A 21,884-nucleotide genomic window follows, 5' to 3' on the forward strand; every position below is an offset into this window, starting at 1 on the left:
AAAAATACCGTGTAAAATACATCCCCAGCCGGCATTGCTGCCGGCTGGGGATTTTATCGTCCTGTTAAAGCGGATTACCGGTTCCATTTCTCGCTCAGTGCGTTGATCTGGTCGGCAAATTTGGCAAGGTCCTTGTTCGCGCCGCCCTCGTTTCGCTGTATCACCTGTACCAGCCGTTTTCCGGCCTCCATCAGGCGGGCAAACGGAGCGGAGAATTTCTTCCCTCTGTCCTCCCTGCGCGGGCCGCGCAGCTCCGGCGCAACGCCCTCTTCCAGAACGCTGTTTTCCGCCAGGTCAAAAGAGGCTTCAAAATTGGGGACAATCGCGTTGTAACCCAGCTGCCGCAGGGTGTCGCCGAACATCTCGCTGACCTTCAGTTCCCCGTGCACCACAAACACGCGCTTCGGCTTGGGGTCAAACGCCCGGATCCACTGGATCAGGCCCGACCGGTCTGCGTGCGCGGAAAGCGCACGGAAATTGTAAATATGCGCCTGTACCGTGATTTCTTCGCCGAAAAGCTTCACCTGATCGATCCCGTCGACCAGCATTCTGCCGAGGGTGCCGTTGGCCTGATAGCCAACAAACACGACCGCGCATTCCGGCCGCCACAGATTATGCTTGAGGTGGTGGCGGATTCGTCCGGCTTCGCACATCCCGCTGGAGGAAATGATGACCTTGGGTACGTTATCCATATTCAGCGCTTTGGATTCCTCCACGCTGGCGCAGATATTCAGGTTGGAAAAATGAATCGGCTCAAATCCGGCCCTGATGACCTTGACGGCGGCATCGTCGGCGTAACCGTCCAGATTGCCGCCGTAGATTTTGGTTGCTTCCACCGCAAGCGGGCTGTCCACATAAACCGGGAAATCCGGGTTGCTTTTGACAAGGCCGCGTTCCTTCATCTCACGGATATAGTAAAGCAGTTCCTGCGTGCGGCCGACCGCAAAGCTGGGGATGACCACGTTGCCCCCGGCGGAAAGGGTTTTATCGAAAACCTCGGCGAGCTTCGGGACATAGTCGTCCATCTTTTCATGATCGCGGTCGCCGTAGGTCGATTCCATCACCACATAATCCGCTTCCCGGATATACTGCGGATCGCGAATGATCGGCTGGTTTTTATTGCCGATGTCCCCGGAAAAGACGATTTTTTTCGTCTCGCCGTGCTCCGTCAGCCACATCTCCACCGCCGCGGAGCCGAGCAGGTGACCGGCGTCCGTAAAGCGGAAACGGACCCCTTCGCAAAGCTCCACCATTTCCCCGTAGGAAAACGGGACCAGCCGGTTCAGCGTTTCCTGCGCGTCCTCCACGGTGTAAATCGGCTCCTCCGGCTCGCGCCCGGCGCGCCTTCCCTTCCGGTTCTCGTTGATCGCGTCCATCTCCTGTATATGGGCGCTGTCGCGCAGCATGATGGAAAGCAGCTTGCAGGTCGCCCCGGTCGCGTACATTTTCCCGTCGTAGCCGTTCTTGACCAGAAGCGGCAACCGTCCGCTGTGGTCAATATGCGCGTGCGTTACGATAACATAATCGATCTGGGACGCATAAAAAGGCAGCCTGTGGTTGTCGTCCTCATCGGCGCCCTGCTGCAGGCCGCAGTCGATCAAAATCTTTTTTCCGTTTACAAGTAAGCAATGGCAGCTTCCGGTGACTTCTTTGTCCGCACCGTAAAATATCAGTTGCATCCTCTATTCTCCCGTCTGTGTATTTTTCATGGACAAAATAAGCTCGACCGGGCAATGGTCGCTGCCCATCACCTCCGGGTGTATGCTGCTGGCCTCGATTCTGTCGCGGATGGAGTCGGACACAAGGAAATAATCGATCCGCCACCCCGCGTTTTTCTCCCTTGCCTTAAACATATAAGACCACCACGTATAGGCGCCCGTTTCCTCCGGGTGCAGGTAACGGAAGGTGTCCGTAAACCCGGCGGCGAGCAGTTCCGACATCTTTTCGCGTTCCTCGAAGGAGAAGCCCGCGTTGCCGACATTCGTCTTCGGATTTTTCAGATCGATCTCATTATGCGCCACATTCATGTCCCCGCACACAACGACCGGTTTTTTCGCGTCGAGCTGTTTCAGATAGGCGCGGAAAGCGTCCTCCCAGCGCATCCGGTACTCGATGCGCACCAGGTCCCGCTGGGAATTGGGCGTATACACCGTCACAAGGTAAAAATCCTCAAATTCCAGCGTGATGGAACGCCCCTCGCCGACATGCTCCGGGTCGCCGATATCGTAACCGACGGAAAGGGGGTCCATCCTGGTAAAAACAGCCGTACCGGAATAGCCCTTCTTTTCCGCGGAATTCCAGTACTGCCGGTAGCCCGGCAAAACAATTTCCGCCTGCTCCGGCTGCATTTTCGTTTCCTGAATGCACACGGCGTCGGCGTCGGCCGATTGAAAATAGTCCGTAAAGCCCTTGTTCAAACAGGCGCGAAGCCCGTTGACATTCCATGATATCAGCTTCAATCATTCATCCCCCATTTTTTATTTCCGCCTCCGGCCCGCCGGAGGAACCGTTCATTTTCGGTCAAAGCTTTTGGGGTTATTATATCATATTCATATCGAAAAGAGTAAATAATTTTCCTCAGAGCTTCCGTAAAAAGCATAAGAGACGGTGGAAGCACAATACTTCTTCTATCAAAAATATGCCTTGAAGGAAGCCCGGATTCCCGCTATAATAGGGATATGACTTTTTACAGAATTGATGGAGGAAGATTATGAAAAATCCAATTGTTACCATTCAAACGGGCCGCGGCACGATAAAAATTGAGCTTTATCCCGAAATTGCTCCGAACACCGTAAAGAACTTTATTTCCCTTGTCAAAAAAGGATTTTATGACGGAACCATCTTTCACCGCGTGATTCCCGAATTCATGATCCAGGGAGGCGACCCGGAAGGCACCGGAATGGGCGGCCCCGGCTACAGCATCAAAGGCGAATTCCGCTCCAACCGTTTTCAGAACGACCTGAAGCACGTGAAGGGCGTCATTTCCATGGCGAGGTCCATGAGCCCGAACAGCGCGGGGTCCCAGTTCTTTATCATGGTTGCCGACGCGCCGCACCTTGACGGGGAATACGCCGCTTTCGGCAAGGTGACCGAGGGAATGGAAGAGGCGGAGCGCATTGTGTCGGTTCGCCGCGACTACAGGGATAAGCCGTATGAAGACGAAATCATGAAGAGCGTTACCGTCGATACGTTCGGAGAGGAATACGGAGAACCCGAAAAACAGTAACGGAAGAAATGATATTAGGGAGCATGCAATGTCGATTTTTAAAAAATTTATAAGATACTACCAACCATACCGGGGAATGTTTTACTTCGATATGTTCTGTGCGCTGATCGTGTCGGCGGTTGACGTCGCGTTTCCGCAGATTCTGAATTTTCTGACAAAGGGTCTGTTCGCGCGGGAAGCACACACCATTTTGGAAAATCTCCCGTGGATTGCGGCGGGCCTTCTGGCCATGGAACTGATCCGCCTCGGCTGCCAGTACTACATTACCAGCTGGGGACACGTCATGGGCGCCAGAATGGAAAGCGACATGAGGCAGGATCTGTTTGACCACCTGCAGCGCCTTTCCTTTTCGTATTACGACCGCAACAACACCGGGGAAATGATGAGCAAGCTTGTGTCCGACCTGTTCGACATCAGCGAGCTTGCCCACCATGGGCCGGAAAACATTCTGATTTCGCTTTTGAAAATCGTGGGAAGCTTTGCGCTGATGATGATCATCAACGTCCCGATGACTCTGATTCTGCTGGGAGTAACGCTGATTATGATTGTTTTCAGCATCCACCAGAACCGGAAAATGCGTGCGGTGTTCATGGACAACCGCAAAAAAATCGCGGGCGTCAACTCCCGCGTGCAGGACAGCCTGGCCGGCATCCGGGTGGTAAAAAGCTTTGGCAACGAGGAGCTGGAACAGGCAAAATTCAACGAAAGCAACCTGAAATTTCTGGACTCAAAAGAGAGCAGCTACCGGGTGATGGGAAGCTTCCGCGCGGGCACCTCATTTTTTGAGGGGCTTCTCTTCCTGACCGTGCTGGTCAGCGGGGGCCTGTTTATTGCGCAGGGCTCCCTGCACGTTGCCGATCTAGCCGTCTACGCCCTGTACATCAACATTATTATCAACCCCATCGACATACTGATCGAATTTACCGAACAGTTCCAGAAGGGCTACTCCGGCTTCAAGCGCTTTATCGAAGTGGTGGAAACGGAACCGGAGATTGTCGACCGGCCCGGCGCGGCCGAGCTGAAGGACGTGAAAGGCGACATCCGGTATGAAAACGTCTCGTTCAGCTACGATTCCGCGAACGACGTGCTGGAAAATATCAATATTTCGATTGAGGCGGGAAAAACCGTGGCGCTGGTCGGGCCTTCGGGCGGCGGCAAAACCACCCTTTGCTCCCTTTTGCCCCGTTTTTACGACGTGACCGCCGGAAGCGTAACGATCGACGGCACGGATGTGCGCGATATCAGGCTGAAATCCCTGCGCAGCGCAATCGGGATCGTCCAGCAGGACGTCTACATGTTTGCGGGCAGCATCAAAGAAAACATTGCCTACGGCAAACCGGACGCGACGGATGAGGAAATCATCGCCGCCGCAAAGAGCGCGAATATCCACGACTTTATCGCGGGGCTTGACGACGGCTACGACACCTATGTGGGCGAACGCGGCACGCGCCTTTCCGGCGGGCAGAAGCAGCGTCTGGCCATTGCCCGCGTCTTTCTGAAAAATCCGAAAATCCTGATTCTGGACGAAGCGACCAGCGCGCTGGACAACGAAAGCGAGCGCCATATCCAGAATTCGCTGGAGGAACTGTCCAAGGACAGGACCACCATCGTGATCGCCCACCGGCTCAGCACCATCAGCAACGCGGATGAAATCATTGTGATCGGCGACGAAGGCATTGAGGAACGCGGCACCCACCAGGAACTGATTGAGAAAAACGGCATCTACGCAAAGTACTACAATATGCAGTTTGAAGGGCTGGACGCTTAAAGCCTTTCCCGCGCCGCGGGTTGTCCGGGCTGCAGCATAAAAGGTATCCCCCGCAGCCAGTGGAGGATACCTTTTTCGTCTTATTTGGATCGGAATGTGACCTGATCACCGAGCCGGAAGATTTTATATGTTATCATGAATATACACACTTTGGAAAAAATACAAATGGAAAACACAAGTTTACGGTATTTACGGTTGATTCTGCAACAAGATTGTGTTCTTTCCCCCGCCGAAGGCGGGGGAAAGAACGTGTTTTATCTCGCAAATTGAAATGGAATCGCTGTAGGAAAGAAAGGAGAGACCATGGATTATCTGATTTCATTTCTGGAAGGGATCATCACATTTATTTCTCCCTGCCTCTTACCAATGCTGCCGATCTATATTTCCTATTTTGCGGGACAGGAGATTCAGAATCAAAAGGCCCCGGTCATTCGGAATTCCCTTGGGTTTGTACTTGGCTTCACCTTTGTGTTTACGGCAATGGGTGCTTTCGCGGGGACGGTCGGGAGCTTTCTGAAAGAATATCACACCGCGGTGAATCTTGTCACCGGTATTGTCGTCATCCTATTCGGGTTAAACTTTATGGGGCTGATCAAAATCCCTTTTCTGAATGGAAACCGGCAGTTGAATTTTAAAAAGCGAAATATGGATTTTGGGGCCTCCATTCTGTTCGGCGTGATCTTTTCCATTGGCTGGACCCCCTGCGTAGGCGCGTTTTTAGGCTCCGCTCTGATGCTCGCCGCTTCGAGCGGGGAAAGCATGAAAGGCATTTTTATGCTTCTCTCGTTTTCGCTTGGGTTGGGGATTCCCTTTCTGATCAGCGCTGTTTTGATCGACCGCCTCATGTCCGCGTTTGACTTTATCAAAAGGAACTACCGGATCATCGGCATGATTTCGGGCGGATTGCTCGTCGTCGTCGGCCTGATGATGGCGACCGGACTTATGGGCTGCTTTTTGTCCCTATTTACTTTTTGAGGAGTACGATATGAAAACAAACGGAAAAATTTTGCTGGGATTTCTCGCGTTCGTGGTATTCTTCGCCGTCGTTTACTATGCCTACAACACGTTATCCAACCGGTTCCGGCCAAATCTGCCGGCATCGTCTGAAACAGGCGGCTCCGCGGGAGAAAGCGGGAAAACACAGGCTCCCGATTTTACCGTATTCGATGAAAAAGGCAACAAGGTCAGGCTGTCGGACTTTCAGGGGAAACCCGTTGTGCTGAATTTCTGGGCCTCCTGGTGCCCGCCGTGCAAGGGAGAAATGCCGCATTTCAACAGCCAGTACCAGAAGGAAAAAGACGGCGTGGTCTTTCTGATGATCGATCTGGTGGACGGTCAGCGGGAAACGCAGGAAAAAGGGCAGAATTATGTAAAAGAGCAAGGCTATGAATTCCCCGTTTACTTTGACAAGGAGCAGCAGGCCGCGAATACTTACGGAATTTCTGCCATTCCGGACACGATCTTTATCGACCGGGACGGCTATATTGTGAACGCCTATCAGGGAGCGATCGATGAAGTGACTTTGATTGCCGGAATCGAATCGATCAAAAAATAAGAAAAATCCCCACTCCAAGCCTTACGATTACAGCATTTCCAGTTGATTCTGCAACAGGATTGCGTTTCTCCCCCGCCTTCGGCGGGGGAGAAACGCGTTTTGTCTCGCAAACCGAAATGGAATTGCTTTTTTAGTATTTTTCTACGCCGTCCACGGTCACCCGGCCGTGAATCACCGGGACAAACGCGGGTTTTTCCGGGCGGATGGAAACCGCGCTTTCAAACAGCTTTTCCGCTTCCCTGCATTTGTCCAGAGAGGAAGAGTAAAACTCCGCGATCACGTCGCCTTCCTTGACGTAATCCCCGATCTTTTTGCGGAGCAGGATGCCCGCGCTGAAATCGATGGAATCCTCTTTCTTCTCGCGCCCCGCGCCCAGCTCGACGGAAGCGATCCCGCACTGCTCCGTATTCATGGAGTAGAGATACCCTTCGCTCAGCGCCGGAACGTCATATTTGACCTTTGCCTGTGTAAATCTTGCGCCGTCGTCTAAAACGGCGGTGTCACCGCCCTGCGCCGCGACCATTTCCTTGAGCTTTGCAAAGGCCTCGCCGTTGCCGATCTGGCGTCCGGCAAGCTTTTTACACGCTTCCATACTTCCCCTGCCCGCCAGAAACAGCATGTTGGCGGCAAGCTCCAGACAGATTTCCGTGAGGTCTCCGGGCCCGCGTCCCTTGAGCGTTTCACAGACCTCCCTGATTTCCAGCGAGTTGCCGATGGCGTTTCCGAGCGGACGGTCCATGTCGGTGATCAGCGCGATGGTCCTGCGCCCGACATGCTCGCCGATCGCCACCATTGCCTGCGCCAGCCGGATGGAATCGTCCACCGTCTTCATGAAAGCGCCGCTCCCGGTTTTGACGTCCAGCAGGATGCAGTCGGAGCCGGCCGCGATTTTTTTGCTCATGATGCTGGAAGCAATCAGCGGAATGCTTTCAATCGTCGCGGTCACATCGCGCAGCGCGTAAAGCTTTTTGTCCGCGGGCACCAGATTGCCGGACTGGCCGATCACGCTGACGCCCACCTTCCGTACAATATCGAAGAATTTTTCACGGTCAATGGAGGTCTGCATGCCCGGAATGGCTTCCATTTTATCCACCGTGCCGCCGGTGTGGCCAAGCCCGCGCCCGCTCATTTTCGCGACGCGCACCCCCAGGGACGCGACGATCGGAGAAATAATCAATGTGGTCTTATCGCCGACCCCGCCGGTGCTGTGTTTATCCACCTTGACACCGTCTATGGAGGACAAATCCACGGTTTCGCCGGAGTTGGCCATGCACATGGTCAGGGAGGCCGTTTCCCCGTCCGTCATCCCCCGAAAATAAATTGCCATCAGCAGAGCGGATACCTGATAATCCGGAATCTCCCCTTTGACATAGCCGTTGATAAAGAACCGGATTTCCTCATCGGAGAGCGTCCCGCCGTCGCGTTTTTTCGCAATGATATCATACATTCTCATTTTCAGTCACCTTCCTACGATCATTTTATCCAGCAGGAAGATTCCGCTTTCCTGAAGGGCCGTACGGAGCACGTCCGGGTCCCCTTCGTAGCAGTGCCCTTCCATGCCGAGCTTTCTTCCCGCTTCCACATTGTCCTCGCGGTCGTCGATAAAGTAACACTCGCGCGGGTCGAGTGAAAACTCTTTAAAAAACTTCCGGTAGATTTCCTCATCCGGCTTGATGCAGTGGAAATCCGCCGAAAAGAAAACACCCGAAAAATACTGCAGAGCCGTAATTCTCGGCGTTATGCTGTGAATTTTTTTCCCCGCGTTGGACAGCAGATACAGCGAATAGCCATTCTCCTTCAGTTCGCGCACCAACGGCAGAATATTATCCATGATCCGCATATGGTCCATCCAGTTCAGCAGCAGCTTCGTCGCGGCGCCGTGCAGGCGCTCCGGCAGGCGCGCGCAGGCCGGCTCGATCAGCTCCTCCTCCGTAATGGTGCCCCGGTCGATTTCCGTCCACTCGCTCGTCTCAAACACTGCCGTACGAATCAGGCGGATATCCTCCGGATCTTTGGTATAATGGCTGATAAAAAAGTCCGGATCAAAATCCACCAGAACCTGGCCCATATCGAAAACAATATTTTTGATCATTCTATTCCTCCATATCCGCCTTGCTGAACCCGAGCGGGAGCAAATCCCTCAGCATGAAAACCTCCCACTGCTCCGGGCTTTTCCCGAGAATGATCCGGAAGGCCGCCGGGTCGCAGAATTCCATCATGACCTGACGGCAGACCCCGCAGGGCGGGCAAAGCCCGCTGACGGGTTCCCCGGTTCTGCCGCCGACAATCGCGATGCAGTCGAACTCCGTCTCCCCCTCGCTGACCGCTTTGAAAAAAGCCGTGCGCTCGGCGCAGTTCGTGGGGGTAAAGGCCGCGTTTTCAATGTTGCAGCCCTTGTAAATCTTTCCGCTTTTCGTCAGCACCGCCGCGCCCACGCCGAATCCTGAGTAGGGGGTGTAGGCCATTTTCCTGGCGGAAATAGCCGCCGCAACCAATTCTTTATAATCTTCCATCTCTTCACCTTTTTTCCTATAGCATTTCCAGTTGTTCTGGCAACAAGTTTATGTTCTTCCCCGCCGAAGGCGGGGAAGAACGTGTTTCGTCTCGCAAACTGAATGAAATTGCTGTAGATAGAATTGAGGAACGGCTGCCGCCGCTCCTCAGAATTTTCATATTTGCCGGAAGCCGGTCAATATCCGTGCGCCTCTTCATTTTTTATGATTTTGATAATTCTGCTCGTGCCGAGGCGGGAAGCCCCGAGCGATACGAATTTCTCCGCGTCGTCCATGGTTTTAATGCCGCCGGCAGCTTTGATTCTGACCTTCGGCCCGATATGGGCGGCAAAGAGCGCGACATCTTCAAACGTAGCGCCCGCCGTTGAAAAGCCGGTGGAGGTCTTGATGAAATCCGCGCCGGATTCGGTCACTACCTCGCACATTTTTATCTTTTCTTCCTTCGTCAGCAGACAGGTTTCAATAATGACCTTCAGGATGCGCGTGCCGCAGGCGGCTTTTACCTGCCGGATTTCGTCCAGCTGCAAATCGAAAAGCCCGTCTTTCACCCAGCCGATATTGACGACCATATCGATTTCATCGGCGCCGTTTTGAATCGCGTCCTTCGTTTCAAACACCTTGACCGCCGTCGTGGAATAGCCGTTCGGAAAACCGATTACGGTGCAGACCGCCATTTTGTCGCCGACGTATTCCTTCGCGCGCTTTACATAGGCGGCGGGGATACAGACCGACGCGGTGCGGTATTTGACCGCGTCGTCGCAGATCTGCTTGATTTCTTCCCATGTCGCGGCCTGTGTCAGCAGGGTATGATCTACTTTCTCCAGTATTTCCCGGTGATCCATTTTCATGATCTCCTTTTTTATTTTCAATGCTGCAGTCCCGTTATCTTACTCCCTTTTCATAGGGCTCGCCGTCCGCCTTCGGGGCAACCGAACGGCCGACGAACAGAATCAGGACCACAATGGTCAGAATGTACGGAAGCATCGCAAGAATCTGGGACGGGACGGCAAAGTCGCCGCCGCCCAGCACAATCGTCAGAGCCTGCGCAAAACCGAAGAGCAGGCATGCGCCGTAAGCGCCGAACGGAGTCCATTTTCCGAAGATAACGGCCGCCAGCGCGATGAAGCCCTGCCCGCTGATCGCGGTCGGCGTAAACTGAGAGATGATGGCAAGCGTCATGGAAGCGCCGCCGAAACCGGCCAGGATACCGGATACGAATACGCACAGGTAGCGGACGCGGCTGACATGAATGCCCAGTGTGTCGGCCGCGGCGGGATGCTCGCCCACCGAGCGTACATGGAGTCCCCATTTGGTCCGGTAAAGGAAAAACCACATGACGGCGGACACCGCCAGCGCAAGCACGACCGTGACGTCCACATTCAGGTTTTTCAGGGGGCTGTCGGCAAACCCGCTTTCCCCAAACAGCTTGGGCAGTGTTTTTGCGGGAAGCGTCATGGTCGCGTCGTCGAACATCAGGCGGCAGAAAAACAGCGCCAGCCCCGGTCCGATCAGATTGATGGCGATACCGGAAATGGTCTGGTCCGCTTTAAAGGTGACGGAAGCCACCGCGTGCAAAAGGGAGATCAGGCCGCCCGCCGCACCGGCCGCAAGCAGGCCGAGCCACGGACTGCCGGTAAAATAGCTGACCGCGGCCGCCGTGAACGCGCCTACCGTCATCATTCCCTCAATCCCGATGTTGACGACGCCGGAGCGCTCCGAAATGACGCCGCCCAGCGCGCCGAACACCAGGGGGGTCGAGTACATCAGCGTAATGCCGAGCAACAGAAGAATTTTACTTAACACGGTGAGCACCTCTCTTTTCAAGCCTGTCGGCAAGTGACGGCACGATTTTCGTCAGAGCCACAAAGAATACGATGGTGCCGATCATGATGTTGATAATCTCCGTCGGCGCTCCGACATCCTGCTGCACGCTCTGCCCGCCGTAAAGCAGTCCGCCGAACAAAAGCCCGGCAAAGATACAGCCTACCGGAGAGGAACCGGCAATCAGCGCGACGGACAGGCCGTTGAAGCCGTTGTTTTCAAACGCCGCCATCTGGGAAATTTTGTGCGGCGAGGTTCCCGTAATCGCAAGCGCGCCCGCAAGGCCCGCCAGAGCCCCCGCGATCAGCATCGCCTGAGTGATGTTGCGGCCCACGTTGATTCCGGCGAATTCCGCGGCGTCGCGGTTAAAACCGACCGCGCGCAGCTCGTAGCCCTTTGTGGAGCGGTAAAGCAGCACCCAGATGACAAGGGCCATGATCACGGCGACCAGAATGCCGAAATTCACATCCGTTTTCAGCATCATTTCATACAGCCACTGGTGCGGCTTCAGCGCGGCCATACCTGCCTTGGAGGTTTTCCAGTTCGGCAGGAGCATGGTGAAGCTCGATTCGTTCACCGCAAAGGAGCTTGTGGAATTCGGCTGATGGTAAGCCGCCGTATTGACAATAAAGTTGGAAAGGTAAAGGCCGATCCAGTTCAGCATGATGCTGGTGATGACCTCATGAATGCCGAACCGCGCTTTCAGGCAGCCGATGATCCCGCCGAAAACAGCCCCGGCAAGCACACCGGAAAGCACTACAAGCGGGATCTGGATAACGGGGGCAAAATCAAACTTGACACCGACGCAGACGGCGGCGATGGTCCCCGCTATGTACTGGCCCTCGGCACCGATATTGAAAAGGCCGGTTTTAAAGGCAAACGCAACGCTCAGTCCGGTCAATATGATCGGCGTCGCCTTGATAATGACGTTGGAAATGTACTTCGGCTTTGCGAAGATTCCCTGGAACAGCGCCGCGAAGGACTCCCATGGGTTGTAGCCCGCAAATACGAGCACAACCGCGGCAACCAGAAAACCAAACAGAATCGCAATCAAGGTGGAGGTAATCGGTTTTTTAAGAATTTTGACTGTTGTTTTCATCAAGCTTACCTCCCGCCATCAAAAGTCCTATCGTTTTTTCGTCGACCTCTCCCTGCTTAAAGCTGTCGACAATCATTCCCGCGTAAATCACGTCGATGGTATCCGCGACATTCATGACCTCGTCAAGCTCAAGGGAAATCAGAAGGATTGCCCTGCCCCGGTCCCGTTCGCGCACCAGCGTCTTATGTACGTATTCGATCGCCCCTACGTCCAGCCCGCGGGTCGGCTGAACGGCGATCAGAAGATCAGGCTCGTTCGATATTTCACGCGCAAGGATGACCTTCTGCTGGTTTCCTCCGGAGAGTCCGCGCACCGGCTGGCTTTCGCAGTTATCCGGACGGATATCGAACTCTTTGATCAGGTTCTTCGTGTAGGAAAGGATTTCGCTTCTGTTGAGCATACCGCTTTTGCTGTACGGCTGGCTGCGGTATTTTTCAACCATCATATTTTCCGCCACTGTAAACGGAAGCACCAGACCGCGTTTCTGCCGGTCTTCATGCACCGTGGAGATTTTATGGTCGATGACGTTGCGCGGCGTTGTGTTCTGGATTTCGGTACCGTTGATTCTGATGGTGCCGCTCTCCACCCTTGTCAGGTTGGTGATGGCTTCGACCAGCTCTTTCTGGCCGTTCCCGTCAATGCCCGCCACGCCGACGATTTCGCCTTTGCGCACCTTCAGCGACAGATTTTTGACCACGGCCAGCTTCCGTTCGTCCCTGACCGTCAGATTGTCGATTTCAAAGACGACCTCGCCCGGATTGGCCGGGGTTTTTTCGACCACAAGCTGGACCGCATGGCCGACCATCTTGGTGGCAAGCTCTTCCTGGTCCACATCGGCGACGTTTACCGTGTCGATATACTCGCCGCGGCGGATAATGGTGCAGACGTCCGAAGAGGCTTTGATCTCCTTGAGCTTATGAGTAATGATAATGATCGTTTTCCCATCCGCTATCAGATTCCGCATGATCTGAATCAGGTCATCGATTTCCTGCGGAGTAAGGACCGCCGTGGGCTCATCGAGGATGAGCAGGTCGACTCCGCGGTAGAGTGCCTTTAATATTTCAACACGCTGCTGCATGCCAACGGAAATATCTTCGATTTTTTCGTCCGGGTCCACTTCCAGCCCGTATTTCTTGACGATTTCAAGAATTTCCTCGCGTGCTTTTTTCATGTTTAATACGCCGAACTGATTGGTCACTTCGTTGCCCAGAATAATATTCTGGGTTACGGTGAAATTGTCTACCAGCATGAAGTGCTGATGGACCATGCCGATTCCGTGTTCAATGGCAATATTCGGGTTCTTGATATTGACCTTTTCCCCATTCAGGAAGATTTCCCCCGCTTCGGCCTGATACAGGCCGTACAGAACATTCATCAATGTGCTTTTTCCGGCGCCATTCTCGCCCAATATGGCATGAATCGTACCCTTTTTAACATCGAGACTGACGTTATTCAGAGCGCAAAAGGAGCCGAACATTTTTGTAATACCGTGCATCTGCACCGCGTATTCCCGGTTGACTTCCATTACAACAGACCCCCTGCCCGTTAATCAATTCTTTTAAGCGCAGCGGGGCGCAATAAAACCCATGCGCCCCGCTGCCCAAAAGAATAAAAGAGTAATACTTATTTAAGTCCTTTTTCGAACTCTGCGAATTCATCCTTATTCGCCGGAGGAGTGATTGTCTTATCCTTGATCTTGCCTTCGAGTGCGATTGCCGCGTTATAGGTGTCGTCGCCCATGAGCTTGTGCTCTTCCGGAATCCCGACGGCGTCTTCGGTCAGGCCGTAGGTGTAAGTTTTTCCGCCGATTTCCTTGCCGTCCATGGCGTCCTTGGAAACAAGCTCGACAGCCTGGTTAACCAGCTTCAAAGCAGAGGTAAGAACGTTTTCGGGCGCAAGATAAGCCTGGTCGCGGTCAACGCCGATCGCGTACTTCTTGGCTTCCTTGGCTGCTTCAATAACGCCGACCCCGACGCCGCCGGCAGCATGGAATACGATATCGCAGCCGTCGGAGAACATCTTGGTTGCGATTGCCTTGCCCTTGGCGGAATCCGTGAAGCTTTCCGCATACTGGGAATTAACGTCGATCTTTTTACCTAACTCTTTCGCAGCGTAAGCAACTCCGGCTTTGTAGCCGTACTCAAACTGGTCGATGATGGCGCTGGTCTGGCCGCCGACAAAACCGACTTTGTTTGTCTTTGTTGTTTTGCCCGCAATGTAGCCGACCAGGAAGGAAGGCTCCTGAGCGCGGAACATCACACCGGTCACGTTGGCAGGCGTGTCTTCATAAGCGTTATCTACGATTGCATAGTTGATGTCCGGGTTCTGTTTTGCGGAATTGAGGATGGCGTCGGCCATTGCGAAACCGATGCCCCAGATCAGATTGTTGCCGTCGTCGGCAGCTTTGTCCAGGTTTGTCGCGTAGTCGGACTCCTGCTTGGATTCGGAATACTTGACCGTGACGCCCGTATCCTTGGAAAGCTTCTGCAGTCCTTCCCACGCGGACTGGTTGAAGGACTGGTCGTTGACACCGCCGGTATCCGTTACCATGCCGATTTTAAAATCGGTCGCCGCTGCGGATTCCGCCTTGCTTTCGGCAGCTGAGCCGGCCGCTTCCGAGCTGGATGCCGCCGGGGCGTTGGAAGCGCAGGCGGTCGCGGAAACTGCCATCATAACCGCAAGAAAAAGTGCTACAATCTTCTTCATTCATTTTTCCTCCTGATTATTTTTTTGGATATATGGAATACCACGAAAACGTGATATTACTCCCATTCTTTTTTCGCGCCGAAAATCATCTTACTTTATTTCGCCGCATTTTGCAATCAATTTTTCCATTAAGTCAAGCAATTTCCAATGCGATTTCCATCATCTGGGTAAATCCGGTCTGGCGCTCCTGGGCCGAAAGGGATTCGCCGGTAAACGGGCAGTCGGAGATCGTGAGGAGGCAGAGCGCGTTTTTATTGGCCCTCGCGGCGTTCATATAGAGAGCCGCGGCTTCCATCTCCACCGCCAGCACGCCCATCTTTTTCCACGAGGCCAGCGCGTTTTCGTTGTCGTCGTAGAAAGTATCCGAAGACAGCACATTGCCTACGACCGTATGCACGCCCAGTTTTTCCGCGGCGTCAACCGCGTTTCTGAGAAGGTCATAGCCGGCAATCGGCGCAAACGTACCCGGCAGATTGTACTGGGCCGCATAGTTGGAATTGGTGCAGGCACCCATGCCGACTACGACGTCGCGCACGTGCACATTGTCGGCGATCCCGCCGGCGGAGCCGATGCGGATGATGTTTTCCACCCCGTAGAAATTGAAAAGCTCGTAGGTGTAAATGCCGACGGAGGGGATTCCCATTCCGCCGCCCATGACGGACACGCGTTTGCCCCGGTACGTTCCGGTGTAGCCGAGCATATTGCGCACGGTGTTAAAGCAGACCGGATCGGTCAGATAGGTTTCGGCAATGAATTTGGCGCGGAGCGGATCGCCCGGCATTAAGACGGTTTTTGCGATTTCTCCTTCTCTGGCCCCGTTATGGGGCGTTGGTACGTTAGACATAGTCTCCTCCTGTTCAGTCGACAATATTTTTCAGCCGGGACGTGCCGGTAATTTTCGGCTTCACCCCGAAATAATCAAGGATCGTGGCCGCGATATCGGCAAAGGTCGGCAGTGTGCCCAGATTGGCCCCGGCTTTTACCCGTTTGCCGTAAATCACCCAGGGCGTGTACTCGCGGGAGTGGTCGGTGGAGGGCGTGATCGGGTCGCAGCCGTGGTCCGCGGTAATCATTAGCAGGTCGTCCTCGCGAAGGCCCGCCAGAATTTCAGGCAGCTTTTCGTCAAAATAGGTCAAGCCTTTGGCGTAGCCGTCCACGTCGTTGCGGTGGCCGTAAAGCATATCGAAATCGACCAGATTGATAAAGCACAGACCGTTGAAGGTTTCCTTTGTCAGCTCGATCGTGCGGTCAATGCCCTCCGCGTTGTTCTTTGTCCTCATAAACCGGGTAATCCCTCTGCCGGCGAAAATATCGTTGATCTTGCCGACGGCGATCACATCATAGCCGTTTTCCTTCAGCTGGTCCAGCATCGTCGTCTTCGGGGGGAGCAGCGAAAAGTCGTGGCGGTTCGAGGTGCGGGTATAATCCGGATAGGTCCCGACAAACGGCCTTGCGATCACCCGGCCGACGCCGTGCTCGCCCGCCAGCAGTTCCCGCGCGATCTGACAGCAGCGGTAAAGCTCTTCCACCGGCACGAGCTCCTCATTCGCCGCTATCTGAAATACGCTGTCCGCGGAGGTGTAAACGATGAGCGCGCCCGTTTCGGCATGCTCCCTGCCGTAATCCCGGATGACCTCGGTGCCGGAATAAGGCTTGTTGCAAATGACCCTGCGGCCCGTTTTTTCTTCAAACGCACGGATGACCTCCGGCGGAAAGCCGTCCGGATAAGTCGGCAGCGGTTTGGGCGAATTGATCCCCGCAATTTCCCAATGGCCGATCGTGGTGTCCTTGCCCTTGGAAATTTCCCTCATGCGCGCGACCGCGCCCGCGGGATGCTCCGCCCTCGGGCGGCAGGTGACGCCGTCGATGTTGAAAAGGCCCAGCTTCTGCATGTTGGGCATATCAAAACACCTGCTTGTCGCGGCGGCGGCAAGCGTATTGCTCCCTTCGTCGCCGTACTCCGCGGCGTCCGGCTCTTCGCCGATTCCGACACTGTCGAGTACAATCAAAAAAACACGTTTATTCATAGTATCCGCCTTTCTTCATTTACGCATTCTTGTCGTCTGCCCCATTTTCAGAGAAACAGGCAACACGTTCTCCCTGGAGCTGAGCTTCCCGTTTGTGACCTGATCGATAATCAGTTTTGCCGCAAGCCGCCCGATTTCCTCGATCGGCTGTACGACGGTGGTCAGCGCAGGCGTCATCAGCGAGCTGAGCTCCACTCCGTCATAACCTACAATCATGATGTCGTCCGGGACTTTTTTATCCTGTTCGCACAGCACCTTATACAGGGACAGCGCGGTCATATCGCTCAGGGCCAGAATCCCGTCCACATTCGGAAAGCGTTTCAGAAGCTCGCGCGAGCTCTCGACCGCGTCGAAGCTGTACTGGCTTTCCATAAATAGAGGCTGGATGCCGTGTTCGTTGCAGACGTCCACATAGCCCAGAAAGCGCTGGCTCCCGCTGGAATATTTCTGCGGCCCGCGCATGAGGACGATATGGCGGCACCCGCACTCGATCAGATGCTCGGTGGCAAGGCGCCCTCCCGAGTAATTGTCGGACTGGACCACCGCAGTATAACGGCTGCCTGCGTCCTTGTCCAGAGCGACAACGGGCAGCGGGCAGCTGCGGATTTCTTCATCCAGATTATCATTGTTGGCGGTAATAATAATGCCGTCCGCATTCATGGCGGTAAGCATATTGATATAGGCGACTTCCTTTTTCGGATTTTCGTCCGAATTGCACAGGATCATCTTATAGCCGTTCTGAAACGCCTCATCCTCAATCGCCCGACCGATCTCGGTCAGGAAAACGTTCAGGATGCTCGGCACGATGTAGCCAATGATCTTAGAAGACTTTTTATAGAGCGAACGCGCGATTTCATTTGGCTTGAAACCGGTTGCATCGATCGCTTCCAAAACGCGTTTTACTTTTTCGTCACTTACTTTTGCCGTCCCGTTGATGACACGAGACACAGTCGCCGACGAAACACCGGCTAATCTCGCCACATCGCTGATCTGAGCCAAAATCATCACCATAGCTTTCCTGTTAAAAATGCGGTTGAACCGGACCCCGTCCCTTTTGAATTTTGAAACCGGTTTCAATGTATTTCCATTCTACACCAGCGTTATCTAATTGTCAATATTTTTTCACACTAACAATATTTTTTGTTTATAATGACCAGCGAACAAGCTTTTTCATCCTGCGAAAACTGTCTTATTCCTCATAATTATATTACAGCGGGCAAAATAGTTCCAGTACTTTTTGAAATTATTTTCAAAAGAGGCCCTTGCGGCCAGGTTGCAGACAAACTGCCGGACCGCGACAAATCGCGCAAGTCAAGGCGGCAAGCGCCGCAAATGAGGAAGGGTAACAGCACCTTTCGCGCCTACGGCAATCACGACTGCAGCATTCTGTAGTACTCCTCTGTGCTTCGTCCCGGGGTCGTATAAAATCAGCTTTATGAGAGTGACTTTGACGTCAGTCTGGTCCTTACAGTATTTTCTTCTTTTTGAAAAAGAGAATACAGACGACCACAAAAGCAACCGAAAGACCCGCGGCAAAAGCGTAGCCGTACGGCCACTGAAGCTCCGGCATATACTTGAAATTCATGCCGTACCAGCCGACCAGAAGCGTGAGCGGAAGAAAAATAGCGGTAATCACGGTAAACAGCTTCATAATCGCGTTCAGCCCGATGTCCACCTGCGACTGATACGCCTCGCGCACCTGCGTGATATAGTCGCGCAGGTTGAGGACGCTCCGGTTCAGGCGGTCCACCCGGGCCGTAAACATCTTGAAATAGCGCAGCGCGCCGGAGGACAGAATCCCGTTGGAGTTTTCCTCGATGCTCTCCGCGACATCCAGCAGCTGCTCATAATATTTTTTATAGAACATCAGCCGTTTCCGCATCGCGATGATGTCCTTGATAAAATCCTCGTCCGCGCCCTCCATGACCCGTTCCTCCAGCGCGGAGATTTCCTCTTCCAGCTCTTCCAGCTCCTCCGAATCATGAATGGTCAGGTTGTTGAAAAACGCGTAAAGAATCCGCGTGATATTCAGGCTGGACGTTTTGCCGCCCGCAAAAGCATCCAGCACGTCCTGTACCGCACGGTTTTCCCCGTCGCCGGCAAAGACCATCCGGTCCGGCAGGATATACAGCCCGATCCGGTGGGTCAGATACCGTTCGTTGTCGTTGACGACATTCAGAAGAATAAAGTCATACCCGTCGTACGCCTCCAGCTTGGCGGGGCCGGGGTTCGCGCACTCGCCGAACGTGTGCGGCGCCGCGCAGAAATGACCGGCGCGCAGTTCCTCCGGCGTACAGACGCAGACGGTATCCGGCGCAAACGGTGTGTCCGCTTCCTCCAGCGTTTCTTTCGTAATCCGATAACACTTCATAACCATACTCCCTATGTTTTCTTTTCCCGCCCTGCAGCGGTTTTCCCCGCACAGGCGGGTTCCGATGGAATGAATCCCATTGTAGCAAAATACGCCCCTTATTTCAACGTCAAAACACCTGCACGGATTTCTCCGTGCAGGTGTTTTCTGCCGTCGCTTTCGCTTATTTTACCGGAACAACAGCCCCTTTGAACGTATCCGTGATAAAGGTTTTGATTTCCTCGCTCTCCAGCACTTCCACCAGCGCCTTGATATCCTCGCGGTTTTCGTCACCTTCGCGGACAGCGATAATGTTGGCGTATGTGGCCGCCGCAAGGGAGTCGTTCGCTTCCACTGCGAGCGCGTCGGAAACCTTCAGATTTCCCTCGAGAGCATAGTTGCCGTTGATGACGGCCAGGTCCACGTCGGGCAGGGTACGGACCAGCTGGGCAGCTTCAATTTCCGTAAACTTCAGCTTCTTCGGGTTTTCCGCAATGTCCTTCTGAGTGGCGGTGATCCCGGCGCCGTCCTTCAGCTTGATCAGTCCCTGATCCTGGAGCAGCAGGAGCGCTCTGGCCTCATTGGAAGTATCGTTCGGAACCGCAATGGTCGCGCCCTCCTTCAGATCGGCAAGGGCCTTGGTTTTCCCGGCGTAAATACCGAACGGCTCATAGTGGATGGAGCCCGCGGAAACAATCTTGGTTCCATTTTCCTTGTTGAATTCATCCAGATACGGCTGATGCTGGAAGTAGTTGGCATCCAGGTCCTTGCTGTCCAGAGCTTTGTTGGGAAGAACATAATCGGAGAATTCCTTGATCTCAAGATCGTAGCCCTTGTCTTTCAGCAGCTTGGCGGCTTCCTTCAAAATAATCGCGTGCGGTGTCGGGGACGCGCCGATGACGATTTTCTTGGCTGCCGCCGTGCTTCCCGCTTCGCTGGAAGCCGGGGCGGCAGAGGATGCGGCCGCAGAGGAAGCGGTTGCGGAATTCGCACAGCCGGCAAATACAGAAGCAGAGAGTGCCGCAATTAAGATTGCTGATAATAATTTTTTCATTGTAAAACCTCCAAAATTTCAGATAGGAATCGTTTATCGTTTAATTTTTTCTTTTGTCGCTCAGTCCGGCCGCCCTCATCCCGATGCCCTGAAGCACCTGAACGATCACAACCAGCAGAATGGTGGCGATCAGCATCATCTCGCCCTGCCAGCGGTAAAGGCCGTAATTGATCGCAATCGTGCCCAGCCCGCCGCCGCCGACAACGCCGGCCATGGCGGAATATCCCAGAATCGTGGTCGTCGCAATGGCGCAGCCCACAATCAGGGAAGGCTTGGATTCGGGAAGCAGAACCTTCCTGATAATCTGGAAGTCGGACGCGCCCATGGACTGCGCGGCTTCAATCACGCCGATGTCAATCTCTTTCAGCGAGGACTCGACAAGTCTCGCGATAAAGGGCGCCGCCGACAAGGTCAGCGGAACAATGGTTGCCGTGGAACCGATGGTGGTGCCCGTCACCATTCTTGTAAACGGAAAGATGGCGATCATCAGGATCAGGAACGGGATGGAGCGGGTCAGATTGACGATCACATCCAGCACCTTATACAGAGAAGCGTGCGGGCGGATCCCGTCCTTTGCGCTGGTGAACAGCAGGATTCCCACGGGCAGGCCGATAAGATAGGCAAAGAGTGTGGAAACCAGTACCATATACAGGGTTTCACCAATGCCCTGCAACAACATGCTCAGCGTTGACTCATCCCACATAACCGTTCACCTCCTCAGCGGACAGACCCTTCGCGCGTACATAGTCAAACATCTTCTGCGCCAGAGCCTCGTCCTGCGGCAGCTGGACCACCATCTGGCCAAACGCTTTGCCGTCTATGTCTTTGGTGTCTGCGTACAGGATATTGACGGGCGCCTTACAGTCGAGGACCATATTCGCAATGACCGGCTCAAAAGAAGAATTTCCATCAAACACAATGCGCATACATCGCTTGCTGATCATTTTATCGGGATGTTTCCCTTCGGGATAGACCAGCTTCTGCGCCGCCGACGTCTGCGGCCTGTGGAAAATATCCTCCACAGAACCGGATTCGGCAATCCGGCTGTCGTCAATAATGGCGACGCGGTTGCAGATTTCCTCTATCACGCTCATCTGATGCGTGATAATAACAATGGTGATGCCCATCCGGCGGTTGATATCCTTCAGCAGCGCCAGGATCGACGTGGTGGTGGTCGGGTCAAGGGCGCTGGTGGCTTCGTCGCACAAAAGCACCTTCGGATTGGTCGCGAGCGCGCGGGCAATGGCCACACGCTGTTTCTGGCCGCCGGAAAGCTGGGCGGGGTAAGCCCGGGCCCTGTCGGCCAGGCCGACGAGCTCCAGAAGCTCTTTCGCCCTTTTTCTTGCGGATGCCTTGTCAGCGCCGGCCAGCTCCAGGGGAAAACAGATATTCTGCTCCGCCGTGCGCTGCATCAGAAGATTGAACTGCTGGAAAATCATCCCCATGGACCGGCGAACCGTGCGCAGGTCCTTATCGGAAAGGGCGGACAGGTCGCGCCCGTCGAACAGGACAGTGCCCTCCGACGGTTTTTCCAGCATGTTGATACATCGTACCAGCGTGCTCTTACCGGCGCCGCTCATACCGATAATGCCAAAAATATCGCCTTTTTCAATCGTCAGGTTAATATCGCTTAAAGCCTGCACCTCAGAATCCTTCGTGTGGAAGGTTTTGCTCAACGATTGAATTTCGATGATCGCCTCGCCCAAGCCGACACCCCCTCAAATAACATTACTAAACATATAGGAATTATAGTAAATATTGCATA

21 protein-coding genes are annotated in these 21,884 nt (G+C 54.0%); 4 read left to right on the forward strand and 17 right to left on the reverse strand.

Annotated features, from left to right (window positions below):
- Positions 1 to 74 precede the first annotated feature (74 nt).
- Together ACRQV7_RS09735 and ACRQV7_RS09740 are read right to left on the reverse strand one after the other, a co-directional pair.
- Positions 75 to 1,679 (reverse strand): MBL fold metallo-hydrolase RNA specificity domain-containing protein, encoded by a 1,605-nt coding sequence (locus tag ACRQV7_RS09735; RefSeq protein ID WP_444657971.1) that lies wholly within the window; start codon positions 1,677 to 1,679, stop codon positions 75 to 77.
- A gap of 3 nt (positions 1,680 to 1,682) precedes the next feature.
- Positions 1,683 to 2,459, reverse strand: coding sequence for an exodeoxyribonuclease III (locus ACRQV7_RS09740; protein WP_444657972.1), 777 nt, complete (start codon positions 2,457 to 2,459; stop codon positions 1,683 to 1,685).
- A 251-nt stretch (positions 2,460 to 2,710) separates the two neighbouring features.
- Between ACRQV7_RS09740 and ACRQV7_RS09745 the strand changes: the two genes are divergently transcribed.
- From ACRQV7_RS09745 to ACRQV7_RS09760, 4 genes are all read left to right on the forward strand, one after another.
- On the forward strand, positions 2,711 to 3,226 hold the full coding sequence (locus ACRQV7_RS09745) for a peptidylprolyl isomerase (protein ID WP_275714681.1): 516 nt from the start codon (positions 2,711 to 2,713) through the stop codon (positions 3,224 to 3,226).
- A gap of 28 nt (positions 3,227 to 3,254) precedes the next feature.
- Complete coding sequence (locus ACRQV7_RS09750; protein ID WP_444657973.1) at positions 3,255 to 4,994, forward strand: ABC transporter ATP-binding protein; 1,740 nt, start codon at positions 3,255 to 3,257, stop codon at positions 4,992 to 4,994.
- A gap of 303 nt (positions 4,995 to 5,297) precedes the next feature.
- The gene (locus ACRQV7_RS09755) at positions 5,298 to 5,969 is read left to right on the forward strand and encodes a cytochrome c biogenesis CcdA family protein (RefSeq protein ID WP_275714684.1); all 672 of its coding nucleotides are present in this window, start codon (positions 5,298 to 5,300) and stop codon (positions 5,967 to 5,969) included.
- 10 nt (positions 5,970 to 5,979) lie between these two features.
- Positions 5,980 to 6,549, forward strand: a complete 570-nt coding sequence (locus tag ACRQV7_RS09760; protein ID WP_444657974.1) for a TlpA family protein disulfide reductase — start codon at positions 5,980 to 5,982, stop codon at positions 6,547 to 6,549.
- Between the two features lie 130 nt (positions 6,550 to 6,679).
- On the opposite strand, the gene ACRQV7_RS09765 is transcribed toward ACRQV7_RS09760, so the two are convergent.
- The 15 genes from ACRQV7_RS09765 to ACRQV7_RS09835 all read right to left on the reverse strand — a co-directional run bounded on the left by ACRQV7_RS09765 (position 6,680) and on the right by ACRQV7_RS09835 (position 21,825).
- Complete coding sequence (locus tag ACRQV7_RS09765; RefSeq protein WP_444657975.1) at positions 6,680 to 8,002, reverse strand: pyrimidine-nucleoside phosphorylase; 1,323 nt, start codon at positions 8,000 to 8,002, stop codon at positions 6,680 to 6,682.
- A gap of 6 nt (positions 8,003 to 8,008) precedes the next feature.
- Positions 8,009 to 8,641, reverse strand: coding sequence for an HAD family hydrolase (locus tag ACRQV7_RS09770; protein ID WP_444657976.1), 633 nt, complete (start codon positions 8,639 to 8,641; stop codon positions 8,009 to 8,011).
- Between the two features lies 1 nt (position 8,642).
- On the reverse strand, positions 8,643 to 9,062 hold the full coding sequence (locus tag ACRQV7_RS09775; RefSeq protein WP_444657977.1) for a cytidine deaminase: 420 nt from the start codon (positions 9,060 to 9,062) through the stop codon (positions 8,643 to 8,645).
- A gap of 176 nt (positions 9,063 to 9,238) precedes the next feature.
- Entirely contained in the window at positions 9,239 to 9,904 is a 666-nt protein-coding gene (gene deoC / locus ACRQV7_RS09780; RefSeq protein WP_444657978.1) for a deoxyribose-phosphate aldolase, read from the reverse strand.
- 40 nt (positions 9,905 to 9,944) lie between these two features.
- Complete coding sequence (locus ACRQV7_RS09785) at positions 9,945 to 10,865, reverse strand: ABC transporter permease (RefSeq protein ID WP_444657979.1); 921 nt, start codon at positions 10,863 to 10,865, stop codon at positions 9,945 to 9,947.
- Positions 10,855 to 11,982, reverse strand: coding sequence for an ABC transporter permease (locus ACRQV7_RS09790; protein WP_444657980.1), 1,128 nt, complete (start codon positions 11,980 to 11,982; stop codon positions 10,855 to 10,857). The genes ACRQV7_RS09785 and ACRQV7_RS09790 overlap by 11 nt, the downstream gene beginning before the upstream one ends.
- A complete protein-coding gene (locus ACRQV7_RS09795) occupies positions 11,957 to 13,507 on the reverse strand; it encodes an ABC transporter ATP-binding protein (RefSeq protein WP_444657981.1) in 1,551 nt (516 codons plus the stop codon). Before ACRQV7_RS09795 ends, ACRQV7_RS09790 begins: the two co-directional genes overlap by 26 nt.
- A 98-nt stretch (positions 13,508 to 13,605) precedes the next feature.
- Positions 13,606 to 14,688: a BMP family ABC transporter substrate-binding protein gene (locus ACRQV7_RS09800; protein ID WP_444657982.1), complete on the reverse strand. Its 1,083-nt coding sequence runs from the start codon at positions 14,686 to 14,688 to the stop codon at positions 13,606 to 13,608.
- A 133-nt stretch (positions 14,689 to 14,821) separates the two neighbouring features.
- Positions 14,822 to 15,532, reverse strand: coding sequence for a purine-nucleoside phosphorylase (gene deoD, locus ACRQV7_RS09805; protein ID WP_444657983.1), 711 nt, complete (start codon positions 15,530 to 15,532; stop codon positions 14,822 to 14,824).
- Positions 15,533 to 15,545: 13 nt separating this feature from the next.
- Entirely contained in the window at positions 15,546 to 16,715 is a 1,170-nt protein-coding gene (locus tag ACRQV7_RS09810; RefSeq protein ID WP_444657984.1) for a phosphopentomutase, read from the reverse strand.
- Positions 16,716 to 16,730: 15 nt separating this feature from the next.
- The gene (locus ACRQV7_RS09815; protein ID WP_444657985.1) at positions 16,731 to 17,726 is read right to left on the reverse strand and encodes a LacI family DNA-binding transcriptional regulator; all 996 of its coding nucleotides are present in this window, start codon (positions 17,724 to 17,726) and stop codon (positions 16,731 to 16,733) included.
- Between the two features lie 454 nt (positions 17,727 to 18,180).
- Positions 18,181 to 19,086, reverse strand: coding sequence for a magnesium transporter CorA family protein (locus ACRQV7_RS09820; RefSeq protein ID WP_444657986.1), 906 nt, complete (start codon positions 19,084 to 19,086; stop codon positions 18,181 to 18,183).
- Between the two features lie 163 nt (positions 19,087 to 19,249).
- On the reverse strand, positions 19,250 to 20,119 hold the full coding sequence (locus tag ACRQV7_RS09825; RefSeq protein WP_444657987.1) for a MetQ/NlpA family ABC transporter substrate-binding protein: 870 nt from the start codon (positions 20,117 to 20,119) through the stop codon (positions 19,250 to 19,252).
- Between the two features lie 40 nt (positions 20,120 to 20,159).
- On the reverse strand, positions 20,160 to 20,822 hold the full coding sequence (locus ACRQV7_RS09830; RefSeq protein WP_444657988.1) for a methionine ABC transporter permease: 663 nt from the start codon (positions 20,820 to 20,822) through the stop codon (positions 20,160 to 20,162).
- The gene (locus ACRQV7_RS09835; protein WP_444657989.1) at positions 20,812 to 21,825 is read right to left on the reverse strand and encodes a methionine ABC transporter ATP-binding protein; all 1,014 of its coding nucleotides are present in this window, start codon (positions 21,823 to 21,825) and stop codon (positions 20,812 to 20,814) included. The genes ACRQV7_RS09830 and ACRQV7_RS09835 overlap by 11 nt, the downstream gene beginning before the upstream one ends.
- Positions 21,826 to 21,884 lie beyond the last annotated feature (59 nt).

Origin of the sequence: Caproiciproducens lactatisolvens (genome assembly GCF_052443335.1) — a bacterium.
Taxonomy (GTDB): domain Bacteria; phylum Bacillota; class Clostridia; order Oscillospirales; family Acutalibacteraceae; genus Caproiciproducens.